This window comes from Rhodococcus sp. 21391 (assembly GCF_016772255.1).
GTDB classification, from domain to species: domain Bacteria; phylum Actinomycetota; class Actinomycetes; order Mycobacteriales; family Mycobacteriaceae; genus Rhodococcus_F; species Rhodococcus_F opacus.
This window is the reverse complement of the sequence record NZ_CP063781.1, coordinates 5,704,439-5,719,895: the sequence shown is the minus strand read 5'-3', so window position 1 is coordinate 5,719,895 and position 15,457 is coordinate 5,704,439. Positions and strand designations below refer to the sequence as shown.

Annotated in this window: 18 protein-coding genes; 9 read left to right on the top strand and 9 right to left on the bottom strand. The window is 68.0% G+C overall.

Translation table 11 applies throughout. The features are described from left to right. Window positions 1-57: 57 nt before the first annotated feature. Window positions 58-822: a histidine utilization repressor gene (hutC, locus tag GO592_RS26360; protein ID WP_005258713.1), complete on the top strand. Its 765-nt coding sequence runs from the start codon at window positions 58-60 to the stop codon at window positions 820-822. Window positions 823-847: 25 nt separating this feature from the next. On the opposite strand, the gene GO592_RS26355 is transcribed toward hutC, so the two are convergent. Further along, window positions 848-1,441, bottom strand: coding sequence for a PadR family transcriptional regulator (locus tag GO592_RS26355; protein ID WP_007300897.1), 594 nt, complete (start codon window positions 1,439-1,441; stop codon window positions 848-850). A gap of 137 nt (window positions 1,442-1,578) precedes the next feature. Here GO592_RS26355 and GO592_RS26350 point away from each other — a divergent pair, with 137 nt between their 5' ends. Continuing rightward, window positions 1,579-2,805, top strand: a complete 1,227-nt coding sequence (locus GO592_RS26350; protein ID WP_007300898.1) for a glycosyltransferase family 87 protein — start codon at window positions 1,579-1,581, stop codon at window positions 2,803-2,805. A gap of 115 nt (window positions 2,806-2,920) precedes the next feature. After that, window positions 2,921-3,202 carry a DUF2277 domain-containing protein gene (locus GO592_RS26345; protein WP_007300899.1) on the top strand — a complete coding sequence of 94 codons (282 nt, stop codon included), beginning with the start codon at window positions 2,921-2,923 and terminating at the stop codon, window positions 3,200-3,202. 80 nt (window positions 3,203-3,282) lie between these two features. On the opposite strand, the gene ipdC is transcribed toward GO592_RS26345, so the two are convergent. Genes ipdC through echA20 form a run of 4 tightly spaced genes read right to left on the bottom strand, consistent with a single transcriptional unit; the run spans window position 3,283 to window position 6,771 of the window. Next, window positions 3,283-4,344 carry a (3aS,4S,5R,7aS)-5-hydroxy-7a-methyl-1-oxo-octahydro-1H-indene-4-carboxyl-CoA dehydrogenase gene (gene ipdC / locus GO592_RS26340; protein ID WP_007300900.1) on the bottom strand — a complete coding sequence of 354 codons (1,062 nt, stop codon included), beginning with the start codon at window positions 4,342-4,344 and terminating at the stop codon, window positions 3,283-3,285. Continuing rightward, window positions 4,341-5,102 carry a cholesterol ring-cleaving hydrolase subunit IpdB gene (ipdB, locus tag GO592_RS26335; protein WP_007300901.1) on the bottom strand — a complete coding sequence of 254 codons (762 nt, stop codon included), beginning with the start codon at window positions 5,100-5,102 and terminating at the stop codon, window positions 4,341-4,343. Before ipdB ends, ipdC begins: the two co-directional genes overlap by 4 nt. Further along, complete coding sequence (gene ipdA / locus GO592_RS26330; protein WP_007300902.1) at window positions 5,099-5,989, bottom strand: cholesterol ring-cleaving hydrolase subunit IpdA; 891 nt, start codon at window positions 5,987-5,989, stop codon at window positions 5,099-5,101. The genes ipdB and ipdA overlap by 4 nt, the downstream gene beginning before the upstream one ends. Before the next feature lie 5 nt (window positions 5,990-5,994). Beyond that, window positions 5,995-6,771 (bottom strand): (7aS)-7a-methyl-1,5-dioxo-2,3,5,6,7,7a-hexahydro-1H-indene-carboxyl-CoA hydrolase, encoded by a 777-nt coding sequence (gene echA20 / locus GO592_RS26325; protein ID WP_007300903.1) that lies wholly within the window; start codon window positions 6,769-6,771, stop codon window positions 5,995-5,997. A 114-nt stretch (window positions 6,772-6,885) separates the two neighbouring features. Here echA20 and GO592_RS26320 point away from each other — a divergent pair, with 114 nt between their 5' ends. The 6 genes from GO592_RS26320 to GO592_RS26295 all read left to right on the top strand — a co-directional run bounded on the left by GO592_RS26320 (window position 6,886) and on the right by GO592_RS26295 (window position 12,800). Further along, entirely contained in the window at window positions 6,886-7,668 is a 783-nt protein-coding gene (locus GO592_RS26320; RefSeq protein ID WP_007300904.1) for an SDR family oxidoreductase, read from the top strand. Continuing rightward, entirely contained in the window at window positions 7,665-8,579 is a 915-nt protein-coding gene (locus tag GO592_RS26315) for an SDR family oxidoreductase (RefSeq protein WP_005244594.1), read from the top strand. Before GO592_RS26320 ends, GO592_RS26315 begins: the two co-directional genes overlap by 4 nt. Before the next feature lie 201 nt (window positions 8,580-8,780). Then, the gene (locus GO592_RS26310) at window positions 8,781-9,644 is read left to right on the top strand and encodes an LLM class F420-dependent oxidoreductase (protein ID WP_007300905.1); all 864 of its coding nucleotides are present in this window, start codon (window positions 8,781-8,783) and stop codon (window positions 9,642-9,644) included. Between the two features lie 89 nt (window positions 9,645-9,733). Further along, window positions 9,734-10,981 carry a glycosyltransferase family 4 protein gene (locus GO592_RS26305; protein WP_005262944.1) on the top strand — a complete coding sequence of 416 codons (1,248 nt, stop codon included), beginning with the start codon at window positions 9,734-9,736 and terminating at the stop codon, window positions 10,979-10,981. Further along, the gene (locus tag GO592_RS26300) at window positions 10,975-11,715 is read left to right on the top strand and encodes a class I SAM-dependent methyltransferase (RefSeq protein ID WP_007300906.1); all 741 of its coding nucleotides are present in this window, start codon (window positions 10,975-10,977) and stop codon (window positions 11,713-11,715) included. Before GO592_RS26305 ends, GO592_RS26300 begins: the two co-directional genes overlap by 7 nt. Then, the gene (locus tag GO592_RS26295) at window positions 11,712-12,800 is read left to right on the top strand and encodes a hypothetical protein (RefSeq protein ID WP_005563753.1); all 1,089 of its coding nucleotides are present in this window, start codon (window positions 11,712-11,714) and stop codon (window positions 12,798-12,800) included. Before GO592_RS26300 ends, GO592_RS26295 begins: the two co-directional genes overlap by 4 nt. On the opposite strand, the gene GO592_RS26290 is transcribed toward GO592_RS26295, so the two are convergent. Genes GO592_RS26290 through GO592_RS26275 form a run of 4 tightly spaced genes read right to left on the bottom strand, consistent with a single transcriptional unit; the run spans window position 12,776 to window position 15,448 of the window. Beyond that, window positions 12,776-13,438 carry a class I SAM-dependent methyltransferase gene (locus GO592_RS26290; protein WP_007300907.1) on the bottom strand — a complete coding sequence of 221 codons (663 nt, stop codon included), beginning with the start codon at window positions 13,436-13,438 and terminating at the stop codon, window positions 12,776-12,778. The two genes, GO592_RS26295 and GO592_RS26290, sit on opposite strands and share 25 nt — an antisense overlap. Further along, window positions 13,435-13,827 carry a carboxymuconolactone decarboxylase family protein gene (locus GO592_RS26285; RefSeq protein WP_005244588.1) on the bottom strand — a complete coding sequence of 131 codons (393 nt, stop codon included), beginning with the start codon at window positions 13,825-13,827 and terminating at the stop codon, window positions 13,435-13,437. The genes GO592_RS26290 and GO592_RS26285 overlap by 4 nt, the downstream gene beginning before the upstream one ends. Next, a complete protein-coding gene (locus GO592_RS26280; protein WP_007300908.1) occupies window positions 13,824-14,699 on the bottom strand; it encodes an NAD(P)-dependent oxidoreductase in 876 nt (291 codons plus the stop codon). Before GO592_RS26280 ends, GO592_RS26285 begins: the two co-directional genes overlap by 4 nt. After that, complete coding sequence (locus GO592_RS26275; protein WP_007300909.1) at window positions 14,696-15,448, bottom strand: SDR family oxidoreductase; 753 nt, start codon at window positions 15,446-15,448, stop codon at window positions 14,696-14,698. Before GO592_RS26275 ends, GO592_RS26280 begins: the two co-directional genes overlap by 4 nt. Window positions 15,449-15,457: the final 9 nt, after the last annotated feature.

Genomic DNA, 15,457 nt, shown 5'->3' with positions numbered 1-15,457 from the left:
GACTGCAACGGCCGACTGCACGGGAAGTTCATCGGTGTTGCAGAGGGATGGGTGTCAGTGGTGGTGGAGATCGCAGTAGTCGACGCGGAGCTTGCTGCGTTGTACAACGGACCGGGGACGGAGTCGGCCCCGGCGTACGAACGCGTCAAGCAGTTGATCGTGTCGCAGATCAACGCCGGCCGCTGGCAGGAGGGCGATCAGCTGCCCTCGGAGAATCAGCTCGTCGGCGCTCTCGGCCTCTCCCGAATGACCATCAACCGCGCGCTGCGCGAACTCAGCGCCGAGGGTCTCGTGGTGCGCCTGATGGGTGTGGGGACGTTCGTGGCGGCCACGAAGACGGCGTCGTCTCTGTTCGAGGTCAAGAACATCGCGGACGAGATCCAGCAACGCGGACACCGCCATCGAACCGAAGTGGTGTACGTGCGTGAGGAAGACGCCGACCCGGCGAACGCCTTCATCCGGGATTCGATCCGCGGCAAGGTGTTCCACTCCCTGATGATCCACTACGAGGACGACACACCGATCCAGCTCGAAGACCGGTTCGTCAATCCCGCCGAGGCGCCCGGGTATCTCGATCAGGACTTCACCCAGCAGACGCCCAATCACTATCTGAGCGTGGAGGCTCCCCTGACGAGGGGCGAGCACGTGGTCGAAGCGATCCTCGCGTCACCCGAGGAATGCCGGCTCCTCCACATCGAGCGCGCCGAACCGTGCCTGATGATCCGGCGCCGCACGTGGTCCTCGCGAGGCCTCGTCAGTGCCGCGCGTCTCGTCCACCCCGGGTCCCGGAATCGGCTCGAAGGGACGTTCGGGACCGGCTGACCGGGGTAGATACCGAACCGGAGGCTCACGCCCGCACGTCCTTCGTCTGCGGTGCGGGCCAGGTGAGGCGGCCCGAGTGGATGTCGGAGATCGTCGACGCGATCCAGGCGAGTTCGCCCCGCGCCGCGTGGAGTGCGTAGTCCGCTTCGACGACGAACAGCGCAGGCACTCCGTCTTCGAGCGCTCGGGTGTGCCGTGCCTGGTCGGATTCGATTCTCGCGGTAAGTCGTTCGGCGCGTTCGGTGAGCGCGTCCACGGCGCCATCGCGTCCCAGCGCGCCGAGGTAGCTGATCGCCGCGAAGAACGGGGAGAACTCTCGTGCGGCACTGCGGATCTGGAGGTCGAGTCGGCTCACGAGTTCCGCGTGCCCGGCCTCGGTGAGGGCGTAGACGGTGCGGGCGGGCCGACCTTCCCGTTGCGCACGTTCGTGTTCCTCGATCCAGCCCGCCGAGGCGAGGGCCGCGACCACATTGTTCAGCGAGCCGCGATTGAGCGGCCACTGGCCCTCCTCGCTGCGCTCGCGCAGCGTGACTTCCACCTGGTACGGGTGCATCGGCGATTCGAGGAGCAGGCCGAGCACCGGCAGGACGAGGGGATTGTCGAGAGTGCGCGCAGGCATGATCGAAATATATCAGTCTAAATAAACTATGACGAAGTGTGCGGTTCGGACGCCGCGACCTCGCCTTTGTCACGATTGGGTCACGGCCCGCTACGGTGGATCGTTGACCACGACGCCGATCATGAAAGAACAAATTCTTGTTACAGAGTGAATCGAAGTTCAGGGCTTATCGTCTCCACGCCGTCGCGCTCCTCGTGGGCGTCCTCTCCTTGGGGGCGGTGGCCTACCGAGAGTTCGATGCGGCGACGGGCTACCTGATGGACCTCTCCGTGTTCCGCGACGCCGGCTACGCCTTCGTCAGCGGCCTGCCGCTCTACTCCGCGGACTTCCCGAGCAGTTCCGGGTTCAGGTTCATCTACGCACCCTTCGCGGCGATCCTCTTCGCGCCGATGGCGGAGATCGACCCCGCGGTCCTGCAGGCGCTGTGGTGCGCCCTCAACCTCGGACTCGTGTGGTGGATGGTCAAGGTGGCGCTGTCGAAGCTCGACGTCGCACGCCCCGAACTTCTCGCTCTGCTGTCGATGGGCCCGGTCCTTCTCCTCGAGCCGATGCGCTCGAACTTCGACTTCGGTCAGATCAACATCATTCTGATGGCGCTCGTGGTCGCCGACTGCACCGGTGCGATCCCGAAGCGGTTCCGCGGAGTCGCGATCGGTCTCGCCGCGGCCGTCAAGATCACCCCGGCGGCCTTTCTGCTGGTCCTGCTCGTCCGCCGCGACTTCCGCTCGATCGGACGATCGCTCGCCACGATCCTGGTCACCGTCGGCCTCGGCTTCTGGCTGCTGCCGCAGTCGTCGGTGTGGTTCTGGACCACCGAATTCTTCGCCACCGGCCGTGCGGGGGCACCCGACTTCTTCCGCAACCAGGCCGTCACCGGCGTCATCGCCCGGCTCGGGGCGGAGGGCCGACTGGCCAGCATTCTCTGGGTGCTCAGCGCAGCCGTCATCGTGTCCGCCGCGGCGTGGTCGGCGTACCGCTTCACCCGGTCCGGTGAGCACCTGATCGCGCTGTCGATCGTGGCCCTGGCATCCCTGCTCGCCGCGCCGTTCGCCGTCACCCACCACTGGGCATACAGCATCCTGTTGATTCCGATTCTGATCGCACCGCAGTACCGCAGCTGGCGTCCGCTGATCGGCGCCGCGACCCTGATCTTCCTGATCGGCCCGAACTTCGTCCTGCAGTCCTCGTCGTCCGGCTGGGTGGAGGCGGCCGTGCGTGAGGTGATCGGAAGCTCGCAGTGCCTCATCGCGCTGGTCCTGCTCGGCGCGGCAGTCGTGGCCGCGCGGTCCCGCACCCCGCTCCCGGACGTCGAGACGGACGTCGTGCCCGCGGACGAAGACGCGCTGGAGCCCGCCCGCAGCTGAGGCCGCGCTACCCCGACGGGCGAATGTACCTTCCGGCGCCTCAGGTGCGCCGAAAGGTACATTCGCCCAGCGCCGAGGAGCCGCGGAGAGGGCGGTGCGGCGCTATCGTCGAGTCATGTGCCGAAACATCACCGAGCTGCGCGGACTCGAACCGGCTGCCACCGCGGAGGAGATCGAGGCGGCGGCGCGTCAGTACGTCCGGAAGGTCAGCGGAATCCAGAAGCTGTCGGACGCCAACCGTGAGCCCTTCGAGGAGGCGGTAGCCGTCGTCACCGAGGCCACCACGAAGCTGCTCGCGGCACTGCCGCCGCGGAAGCAGCCGCCGCAGACGGTGCCCCCGCTGCGACGGCCGGAGGTCCGGGCGCGCATCGCGGCGAAGGTCGCGTCATCCAGCTGAGCGCGGCGAAGGCCGCCGCCACCCCCTAGCCGGACGAACGGGACGCTCGTTGCGTCAGATCGAACGAGCGTCCCGTTGGTTCAGGCGCGCAGGGCGCCGAGTGCGTCGATGCGTTTGATCGCGTCGGCGACGATGCCGTCGATGAGGTCCTTGCATGTGGGCAGGTCGTCGAGCAGCCCCACGACCTGTCCGGAGGCGAGGACGCCGGCGTGGGTGTTGCCTTCGACGAGCCCGGCCTTGAGCAGCATCGGGGTGTTGGCGGCCATGATGATCTGCTGCCAGGTGCGGTCGCTGGACTTTTTCATGGCGAGGCCGTCTTTGACGAGCGTCGACCATGTCATGCCGGTCATGGCCTTGAACTTGGACGCGTTGCGGGCGGCCGCGACGAGGCCGCGGATGTTGCCGGAGTGTTCGAGGCTGTTGACGAGGTCGGTGTTGAGGACCCGGTGGGGCATGCCGTCGACCTTGCGGGAGACGGTGGTGTCCTGCAGTCCCCGGGCGAGGTATTGCTGTTTGACGGAGTCGGGGACCGTCGATTCCTGGGTGAGCAGGAAGCGGGTGCCCATCGCGACGCCGGCGGCGCCGTAGGCGAGGGCGGCGGCGAGTCCGCGTCCGTCGTAGAAGCCGCCCGCCGCGACGACGGGGATGTCGACGGCGTCGAGCACCGACGGCAGCAGCAGTGTGGTGGCCACCGGCCCGGTGTGCCCGCCGCCCTCGCCGCCCTGCACGATCACCGCGTCGGCGCCCCACGAGGCGACCTTCTTTGCGTGTTTGGCGGCGCCGATCGACGGGATGACCACCACGCCGGCGGCTTTCAGCTTCGCGATCAGTTCCTGCTTCGGTGCCAGCGCGAACGACGCGACGCGCACGTTCTCCCGGATGAGCAGGTCGATGCGTTGCGGGGCGTCGGAGGCGTCGGCGCGGATGTTGACCCCGAATGGTTTGTCGGTGAGGGTCTTCGTCTTCGCGATCGCCGATTCGAGTTCGGTGTAGGTCATCGTCGCCGATGCCAGGATGCCGAGACCGCCGGCGTTGGCGGTGCCGGCGACGAGCCGCGGCCCGGCCACCCAGCCCATCCCGGTCTGGACCACCGGGTGCTCGACCCCGACCAACTCGGTCAGCGTGGTGCGGAGCGTGCTCATACCGACACCTCCCGGTCGCGCAGGCTGCGGGGGTCGAGGACCTCGCGGATCAGCCGCAGTTCCTCGTCGGTGGGTGCGCGGGTGACGCCGGCGTCGGCGAGCCCTGCCACCTCGAACGAGGTGTTCTCGGCGACCTGGTCGGCGGTGACGCCGGGGTGCAGCGACAGCGCCCGGAACGTGTGGTCGGGTCCGCCGAAGTCGAACACCCCGAGGTTGCTCACCACCCGGTGCAGGTGGTGGAAGCGGTATGCGGGGTTTTCCGGGTCGATCTGGTCGTAGCCGACGCCCGAGACGATGTCGACCTTGTCGCAGAACACCCGCGACGAGTGCTTGCCCACCCAGTAGCTGGTGGGGTGGTTGATGGTGTTGCCGGGCGCGCCGCGGACGCCGAACATCTGACGCGTCGGTTGCTGCAGCGGACCGAACGCCGACAGGTTCTGGTTGCCGTGCCGGTCGATCTGGTTGGCGCCCATCACGACGTGCCGGCGGCCGGAGGCGACGACGTCGAACACCTTCCGGAACGGCATCCAGCCCTCGATCGGGGCCTTCGCGCCGACGGCGGGGGTGTCCGCGAAGATCAGGGCCTCGCCGTCGGTGATCAGCAGGTCGGGTTCGGTGGTCAGTCGCGCGAGCCGGGCGCCGATCAGGGGCAGGGTCGCCATCGGGCTGGCCATGATCTCGCCTGCCCCGGAGAAGATGTCGGCGCACGCGATCGCGCAGTACTCCGCGCGGGTGACTTCGGTGATCGTCTCGCTCATGCCTGCTCCTCTGCAAATGTCTTCACGGCGCCCTGGTAGTCGTCCTCGCTGCCGGACAGGTAGGTGTCGACGAACTGCTGCCACGCCTCGGGGGTCTTCGCCGATTCCGCGTAGTGGCGCTGGAACTTCTCGTCGCGGCCGTAGCTGTCGCCGGCGAGGGTGAAGTGGGCCCCGTTCGGCGCCTCCACCACGCCGTCGACCATCATGCGGTTGAGGATGAGGTTCTGCAGCGGAACGGTTTTCACCAGTTCCTCGGTTTCCACCACCCGCTCGACGGAGACGAACCGCTTCTCCGCGGCCGCGCAGTACAGGTCGTCGAAGTAGGGGTCGACTCCGGTGTAGGCGGCGTTGCCGTGCTTGTCGCCGAGGTTCAGGTGAACCAGTGCCGCATCGAGATTGAGGGCCGGCATCGCGATCAGCGTCTCCGACTTGCCGGACGTGTCCGGGTAGGGGGAGGTGACGGTGCGCAGTTCGTCGCCCCAGAATCCCCGGACGTCGGAGCCGAGCCCGGCGCGGATCGGCAGGAACGGCAGCCGGGCGGCGGCGGCCTCGAGGCCGCACTTGACCATGCCCTCGTCCATTTCGCGGACCTCGATCTCACCCGCGGTCCGCGCCTTCGCGAACCACGGGTCGTAGAACGGGGCCGAATCGAGGGACACGAAACCGTAGTACGCCTTCGTGACCTTGCCCGCCGAGCACAGCAACCCCAGGTCGGGGCCGCCGTAGGTGACGACGGTGAGGTCGGTGACATCCGAGCGCAGCAGCGCCCGGACCAGCGCCATCGGCTTGCGGCGCGAACCCCAGCCGCCGATGCCGATGGTCATTCCGCTGCGCAGTTCCCCGACCGCGTCGTCGAGCGACATCCTCTTGTCGCGCTTGCTCGCCATGGATGTCAGCCTTTCCTGTTGTTCGAGTGGGAGCGGGGCTTACCGGTTTCGACGAACTCGTCGCGGTGCTCGTCCGAGACGCCGGCCAGGTTGAGTTCGAAGGTGTAGCCCTGCTCGAGGCGGTAACTGGTCTTCACGTCGACGGGGTCGATGCCGTTGATGGCTTCCTTGGCGCAGCGGATGACCCGGGTGTCCTTGGCTGCGATCTTGGCGGCGATGTCGCGGGCGGTGTCGTCGAGTTTCTCGCGCGGCACCACCTCGTACACCGATCCGAAGTGCTGGAGTTGCTGGGCGGTGACGTTCTGCGCCGTGTAGTACAGCGTGCGCATCATGTGCTGGGGGACGAGCCGGGCGAGGTGGGTGGCGGCGCCGAGTGCGCCGCGGTCGACCTCGGGCAGTCCGAAGACGGCGTCGTCGGAGGCGACGATCACGTCGGCGTTCCCGACCAGGCCGATGCCGCCGCCGACGCAGAATCCGTTGACCGCGACCACCACGGGCACGGCGCAGTCGTAGACGGCGGCGAACGCGGCCGCGCAGCCCCGGTTGGCGTCGACCAGTGCGCCGTAGCCGTCGGTGGCCTGCATTTCCTTGATGTCGACGCCGGCGTTGAACCCGCGTCCCTCCGCTCTCAGGATCACCACGTGGGTGTCCGGATTCCGCCCCGCGTCGAGTACGGCGTCGGCCAACTCGAACCAGCCCCGGGACGGGATGGCGTTCACGGGCGGGTAGTCGACGGTGACCGTGGTGATGCCGTCTCCGTCGGTGGTGGAGGTGATGCCCATGGCATGTTCCTAACGTCTTGTACCGAACCAAGCGATTGCTTGGTAAGTTAGCACATGTGCGGGCCGGAGAGCTCTGAGCTGGGCCTGCGAGAACATGTGACAGCGGAGGTATTCGTGGATTCAGGTCTGGACGGGGCAATCGTGCTGGTGACCGGCGGTGTTCGCGGGGTGGGCGCGGGCATCAGCCGCACCTTCCTGCGGGCGGGCGCGACGGTGGTGGCCTGCGCCCGCCGACCGGGGGAGGCGCCGGTGGAGGTGGACGGCCGGGCCGTCGAGTTCCTGCCGTGCGACATCCGCGATCCGGAGCAGGTGCAGGGTCTCGTCGATCGGATCGTGGAACGGCACGGGCGGCTGGACGTCCTGGTCAACAATGCCGGCGGCGCCCCGTTCGCGCTCGCCGCGGATGCGAGTCCGAAGTTCCACTCCAAGATCGTCGAGCTGAATCTGCTCGCCCCGCTGCTGGTGTCGCAGGTCGCGAATGCGGTGATGCAGAGACAGGTTTCGGGTGGCGCGATCGTGAACATCTCCAGCGTCAGCGGCTCGAGACCGTCGCCCGGGACCGCGGCGTACGGTGCGGCGAAGGCGGGGGTCGACAGTCTCACCAGCAGTCTCGCGGTCGAGTGGGCGCCGAAGGTGCGGGTCAACTCGGTGGTCGTCGGCCTGGTCCGCACCGAACTCGCGCATCTGCACTACGGCGACGAGGCGGGGATCGCGGCGGTCGGGGACACGGTCCCGCTGGGCCGGATGGCCTGCCCGGAGGACATCGGCAACTGCGCGGTGTTCCTGGCTTCACCGCTGGCGGCGTACGTCAGCGGTTCGACACTGACCGTCCACGGCGGCGGAGAACGTCCCGCCTTCCTGGCGGCAGCTACAGCATCTACAGAGGAGAAGGCATGAGTGGAGTGGTCGACGGTCGCGTCGTCATCGTGACGGGCGCCGGACGCGGAATCGGACGCGCCCACGCGCTGGCGTTCGCCGCCGAGGGCGCGAAGGTCGTGGTCAACGACATCGGAGCCGGCATCGACGGTTCCGCCACCGGGGAGAGTCCCGCCGAACAGGTGGTCGCGGAGATCGTCGCCGCGGGCGGCGAGGCCGTCGTCAACGGCGACGACGTCGCGGACTGGGCAGGCGCCGAGAACCTGATCAACACCGCCATCGACACGTACGGACGCCTGGACGTGCTGGTGAACAATGCCGGGTTCCTGCGCGACCGCATGCTCGTCGGGATGAGCGAGCAGGAGTGGGACGCCGTCGTGCGCGTGCATCTGAAGGGGCATTTCGCGACGCTGCGCCACGCCGCCGCGTACTGGCGCGCCGAGGCGAAGGCGGGCAACCCGGTCGACGCCCGGATCGTCAACACCAGTTCCGGTGCCGGATTGCAGGGTTCGATCGGGCAGGGCAATTACGCCGCCGCGAAGGCGGGGATCGCGGAGATGACCATCCAGGCGGCAGCGGAATTGAAGAACTACGGCGTCACCGTCAACGCGATCGCCCCGGCCGCACGCACCCGGATGACGGTCGGCGCGGGTGGCGCGATGGCGGAGGCGATGGCCGCGCCCGAGGAGGGGTTCGACGCGATGGCGCCGGAGAACATCTCCCCGCTCGTCGTGTGGCTGGGCAGCACGGAGTCGAAGGACGTCACCGGACGCGTGTTCGAGGTGGAGGGAGGCAAGATCACCGTCGCCGAGGGCTGGCGGCACGGTCCCACCCAGGACAAGGGCGCGCGCTGGGAACCGAAGGAGATCGGACCCGTCGTCGCCGACCTTCTCGCCAAGGCCGAAACCCCGGTCCCGGTCTACGGTGCCTGAGCAGGTGAGTGGCGAAGTGTGCTGGGGCACGCATTGCCACTCACCTGCACCGGACGAACGGGACGCCCGTTGCCTCAGATCGAACGAGCGTGCCGTTCGTCCGGCTGCTCGGGGAACTGGAGAGTTGTTTGGACACATTGATAAACAGGTGTCCAGAAGTTAGTGTGCAAGAAGGAAAAGGCTCTCGGCCAAGGAGAATTCGTGAAATTCGGCATTACGTTGTTTACGAGTGACCGCGGGATCGGGCCGGCCTCGGCCGCGAGGGGTGCAGAGGCCAACGGATTCGACTCGTTCTACGTGCCCGAGCACACGCACATTCCGGTGAAACGCGATGCGGCGCATCCTCAGACGGGTGACGCGTCGCTGCCCGACGACCGCTACATGCGCACCCTCGACCCGTGGGTGGCGCTGGCCTCGGCGTCGGCGGTCACGGAGCGGATCGAACTCGGGACGTCGGTCGCGCTACCGGTGGAGCACGACCCGATCACGCTGGCCAAGACGATCGCCTCCCTCGACCACCTCAGCGGCGGACGGGTCACCCTCGGCGTGGGGTACGGCTGGAATCTCGACGAACTCACCGATCACAACGTTCCGCCGGCACGGCGCCGGACGATGCTGCGCGAGTACCTCGAGGCCATGCGTGCGCTGTGGACGCAGGACGAGGCGTCCTACGACGGCGAGTTCGTGAACTTCGGTCCGAGCTGGGCGTGGCCCAAGCCGGCCCGGGTGCCTCCGGTGATCGTCGGCGCCGCCGGTAACGACAAGAATTTCCGGTGGATCGTGAAATCGGCCGACGGGTGGATGACTACTCCGATCGAGCAGGACATCGACGACCGCGTCGTAACGCTTCGACGGATGTGGCGTGAGGCCGGCCGGGACGGCGAACCGCGGATCGTCGTGCTCGACGGCAAGCCGGACGTGGACAAGTTGCGGCGGTGGAAGGGCCTCGGTGTCACCGAGGTCGTGTACGGACTGCCCGACCGGAGCGAGGAGGACGTCCTGGCGTACCTGGGGCGTCTGTCCGGAAAACTCGAGGGATTGCGCGAGTCGACCGCGGTGAGGTGAGTGAGTGCGGTTGGATGGGATGAGGGCACACTCGAGTAAGAACGTGTTCTAGTATTGCTTGCCAACTGCTCGAGGAGAGGCCGAAGTCCGTGCGCATTGCACTCTTGTCGTATCGAAGCAAGCCTCACTGTGGTGGGCAGGGTGTGTACGTACGCCATCTCAGCCGTGAGCTGGTCGAACTCGGCCATCAGGTCGAGGTGTTCTCGGGGCAGCCGTACCCGGACGTCGACCCGCGGGTGACGTTGACGAAGGTGCCCAGCCTCGACCTGTATCGCGAGCCGGATCCGTTCAGAACGCCGCACCCACGCGAGTTCCGCGACGCCGTCGACGTGCTCGAGGTCGCGACGATGTGGACGGCTGGTTTCCCGGAGCCGCTCACGTTCAGCCTGCGCGCGGCGCGACTGCTTAAGGAGCGCGCCGACGAGTTCGACGTGGTGCACGACAACCAGTGCCTCGGCTACGGGCTGCTGCAGCTCCAGAAGGCCGGACTTCCGGTCGTCGCGACCATCCACCACCCGATCACCCGCGACCGCGAACTGGACCTGGCGTCGGCGAAGTGGTGGCGCCAGGTGACGGTCCGGCGCTGGTACGGCTTCCTGCGTATGCAGAAGCGGGTGGCGCGTGCCATCCCCGCACTGCTGACGGTGTCGCAGTCCTCCGCCGACGACATCAGCGCGGCCTTCGACGTTCCCGCCGACAACCTGCAGACCATCCCGCTGGGCGTGGACACGGAGGTTTTCCGGCCCCCGGCCGCCGCCCGGGTTCCGGGCCGCGTCGTGTGCGTCGCCAGCGCCGACATGCCCCTCAAGGGGGTGTCGACGCTCCTCGAGGCGGTCGCGAAGGTGCACACGGAGCGGGCCGTCGAACTGGTGCTGGTCACCAAACTCGCACCCGGGGGAGTGACGGAGAAGCTCATCGAGGAGCTGGCCATCGGCGACGTCGTCCGGACGGTGTCGGGTATCGACGACGCCGAACTGGCGTCGCTGCTGGCATCGGCCGACGTCGCGTGCGTCCCGTCGCTGTACGAGGGCTTCTCATTGCCCGCCGTCGAGGCGATGGCGTGTGGCACCCCGCTGGTGGCGAGCCGCGCCGGCGCCATTCCTGAGGTGGTGGGAACGGACGAGGAGGCGTGTGTGCTCGTGACGCCCGGCGACCCACAGGAACTCGCGGACGTGCTGGGCGCGTTGCTCGACGATCCACAGCGCCGGGCCCGGCTCGGCGACGGTGGCCGCCGACGTGTGCTCGAGCGCTACAGCTGGGCCGCCGTGGCAGCGAGAACCGCGCAGACGTATGCCGAAGCGATAGCGCAGACCCGTGAAGGAGGCCGACCGTGCTGACCGTGGACTTCGACCGGCTGGGTGTGAAGCCCGGCGACAAGGTGATCGACATCGGGGCGGGCGCCGGACGGCACTCGTTCGAGCTGTATCGACGCGGCGCCGACGTCATCGCCTTCGACCAGAACGCCGACGAACTCGCGGACGTCGAGAAGATGTTCGTGGCGATGGCCGAGGTCGGTGAGGTCCCGGCGGGTGCCTCCGCCCGCGTGGAGGTCGGCGACGCGCTGAACCTGCCGTACGAGGATGCGACGTTCGACGTCGTCCTCATCTCCGAGGTCCTCGAACACGTGCCCCGCGACGGCCGTGCCATCGCCGAGCTGACCCGCATCCTCAAGCCGGGTGGTGTTGCGGCGGTGACGGTTCCGCGGTGGCTTCCGGAGAGGATCTGCTGGGCGCTGTCCGACGCGTACCACCAGGTGGAGGGTGGCCACGTCCGCATCTACCGCGCCGACGAGCTGGCGGAGAAGCTGACGGCCGCCGGCCTGCAGGTCCGGGGCCGGGATCACGCCCACGCCCTGCATTCGCCGTACTGGTGGCTCAAGTGCGCGGTCGGGGTGGAGAACAACGACAACCCCCTCGCGAAGGCCTACCACCAGGTTCTGGTGTGGGACATGATGAAAGCCCCCTGGCTCACGCGCACCGCCGAGAAGGTCCTCAACCCCGTGGTCGGCAAGAGCGTCGTGTTCTACCTCGAGAAGCCGAGGGAACCGAGCGTGGTGAAGGCGCCGCGGTGAGAGCCGCCGGCGTCCCGTCGGTACCGAACGTGTTGTCGGAGAGCCAGGTCAGGCAGACAGCACGGTCGATCGCGGCAGCGCAGGAGTCGTCGGGGGCGCTGCCGTGGTTTCCCGGTGGGCACACCGACCCGTGGGATCACGTCGAATCCGCCATGGCCCTCACCGCCGCCGGCCTGATCGACGAGGCGGTGGGAGCGTACGAGTGGTCGCGGCGGACGCAACGCCCGGACGGTTCGTGGCCGATGAAGTTCCGCGACGGGGCCGTGGAGAATCACGATTCCGACAGCAACTTCTGCGCCTACCTCGCGGTGGGGGTGTGGCACCACTACCTGATCACCGGTGACCGGGATTTCGTCGACACCCTGTGGCCGTCCGTGCAGGGTGGTCTCGATTTCGTCGTCGACATGCAGTCGTCGAGCGGAGAAATCTGGTGGGCCCGCGGCGAGAACGGTCAGGACTGCCCCGAGGCGCTGCTGACCGGGAACTCCAGCATCCATCACAGCCTGCACTGCGGGCTGCTCCTCGCCCGGCTGGTCGACGACCCGCAGCCGGAATGGGAGTTCGCGAAATACACGCTGGGCCACGCGATCAGGCAGCACCCGGAGGCGTTCGCGATCAAGGACGAGTACTCCATGGACTGGTACTACCCGATCCTCGGGGGCGCCGTCCGCGGTGAGGTCGCGTCGGACCGCATCGCGTCGCGGTGGGACGACTTCGTGGTCGAGGGACTCGGTATCCGCTGCGTGGACCACCGGCCGTGGGTGACCGGCGCCGAGACGTGCGAACTGGTGCTGGCTCTCGACGCGATGGGGGAACACACTCGTGCGCTCGCACAGTTCGCCGCCATGCAGCACCTGCGGGATCCGGACGGCTCGTACTGGACGGGGCTCGTCTACAGCGACGGCAAGCGGTGGCCGGTCGAGCAGACCACGTGGACGGGCGGGGCGATGATCCTCGCCGCGGACGCGCTGTCCCGCACCACGCCCGGACACGGAATCTTCCGGGACGCGGCGCTGCCCGTGGGACTACCGATCGGCCTCGACCGCTGCGGCGACTACTGTCATGCCAGCGGTTCGCCCGTCTGACCGCCCACCCGCTCGAGAACACGCAGCGACCCGGTGACGGACGTCTCCTTGAATTGTCCTGTCCCCAAAGCCCGTTCGTAGATCTCGAATGGTGGTCGCCCGCCGTCCGCCGGGTCCGGGAACACGTCGTGGATCACCAGGGCGCCGCCGACGTTCACCCACGGCGCCCACCCCTCGAGATCCGCCGACGCCGCCTCCGACGTGTGGCCGCCGTCGATGAAGACGAAGTTCACGGGAGTACGCCAGAACGTCGCCACCGTCGACGACCGGCCCAGCACACCCACGACGTACTCCTCGAGCCCGGAATCGGCCATCGTGTGCCGGAACCGGCCGACTGTGTCGAGCAGACCGGTGTGCGGGTCGACGAACGCCGGTTCGTGGTACTCCCAGCCGGGCTGATGCTCCTCGGAACCGTGATGGTGATCGATGGTGACGATGCGGGCACCCTGCGCCCTCGCCGCCGCCCCGAGATAGATCGTCGAACGACCGCAGTACGTGCCGATCTCGACGCCCACCCCGCCGGGGGACAGGTACTGCATCGCGGCGTCGTGCAGGGCCGTCCCCTCGTCCTCCGGCATGAAGCCGGGGGTGGAGTCGGCGAGTCGGAGAAGCTCTGGTGTCAGGTGTTCGGTGCTCATGTGGCCTCTGCGTCCGGGGCGGCCGCTCTGGCCGCTTTCTTCCGCTTGTGTAGCACCCCGCCGATCATCGAGTCGAGTTTCGTCCCCAATGGCCAGCCCACGTAGTGGCACAGGAACAGCGCGATCTCCCGGAGTTGGTCCTCGTCCAGTTCCTCGTTGTGCAGGGCCGCCCCCACCTGGATCTCGGCCACGTCGACGAGCCCCTGCGCGGTGAGCGCACCGAGGAGGAGAAGCCGGCGGTCGCGGATGCTCAGCCCGGGCCGCGACCAGATGTCGGCGAACAGGTGGTCGGCGGTGACGGCGAAATGCGCGCCGGGCCCGTCCTGCATCTCGAATCCGTAGACCTTCTCCATCATGGCCAGGCCACGGGTGCGGGTGTCGTCGGTCATGGTTGCTCCTTCTTGTCCACGGTGCTGTCGACGCCGAGTCCAGGACCCAGGCCCGTGAGCGCGAGTCGGGCGAGCGGCAGCGCGACGTCGAGTCGTTCGCCGAGCCCGATCGCCAGCGACAGGTCCTTCTCCCCGAGGTCCCGGACGTGGGTCATGATCGGGTACCAGCTGTCGGTCTCGTCGAGAGCGTCGGTGGTGTCGCGGAGCATGATCGCTCCGGCGCCACCGGTGATCGCGTCGGTGTGCCGGACGACCTTTCCGAGTTCGGTGATGTCGAGACCGGCGGCCTCGGCGAGCCGCTGCGCCTCGGCGGCGGCCGTGAACGAGACGAAGTGCAGCAGGTTGCGGGCCAGCTTCATCCGCGTTCCCGCGCCCACGTCTCCGGCGTGTACGACGAGTTCGGCCCAGTGCCCGAACGGCTCCCGCACTTTCTCGAACGCGTCGTCGCTCGCCCCGACCATCACCGCCAACTTTCCCTTGTGGGCGCCGGGTGCGCCACCGCTGACGGGCGCGTCGATCAGGTCGACGCCGTGCGCACGGCAGCGGTCGGCGAGTTCGACGGCGGTGACGTCGCTGATGGTGGAGTGCACCGCCACGACGGTGCCCGGCCGCGCGGTGTCGAGGAGCTGTGTGACAACCGCGCGGACCTGCTCGTCGTTCAGCACGGTCACAGAGATGACATCGGCGTTCTCCGCCACCTCCCGCGGACTCGACGTCACCCTCGCGCCCGCCTTGCCGAACGGCTCCAGCGCCTCCGGCCGGGTGTCGCACACGATGAGTCCTCCCGGCCGGTCCAGCAGCCGCTTGGCCATGGGCGCACCCATGTTCCCGAGGCCGATATAGCCGACGGATACCTGCTCGGTCGTGGTCATGACCGGAAGATCTGTCCGCCGTCGACGTTGAAGATCTGCCCGGTGATCCAGCTCGCCTCGTCGGAGAGCAGGAACAGGCAGGCGCCGACGAGGTCGTCGGGGGTGCCCATCCGCTTCAGCGGCAACGTCTTGACCATGTCTGCCACCATATTTCCCGGCGTGACGGTGCGGGTGGCTTCGGTGTCGATCGGTCCGGGCGCGATGGCGTTGACCCGGATGTTCATGCCGCCCACCTCGTGGGCGAGTTGCTGGGTGAGGCCGTTGATCCCGACCTTCGCGAGGCCGTAGAAGCCGGAGTACAGCCAGGCGGCCGTGGACGACTGGTTGACGATGGAGCCGCCACCGCCGCTGTTCATGTGCGGCCACACGGCCCGGGTCACGTTGAGGGCGCCGTCGAAGTTCACGGCCATGAACTTCTTGTAGTAGTCCCACGGCACGGTGATGAGGAGATCGAGCTTCATACCGCCGTAGATCGCGGCGTTGTTCACGAGATGGTCGATGCCGCCGAACTTCTCGACCGTGAACTCGGCGAGTTGCTTCGCCGAATCCTCGTCGGCGACGTCGACGTCCTTGAACACTGCAGTCCCGCCGTCCGCGCTGATCTGCTTGGCCACGGTCTCACCGAGCTCCGCATTGAGATCGGCCACCACCACGTTCGCGCCCTCGCGGGCGAGGGCACGCGCGTAGCCCTCGCCGATGCCCTGCGCGGCGCCGGTGACGATGGCCGTCTTCCCGTCGAAACGTCCCATATCGATTGA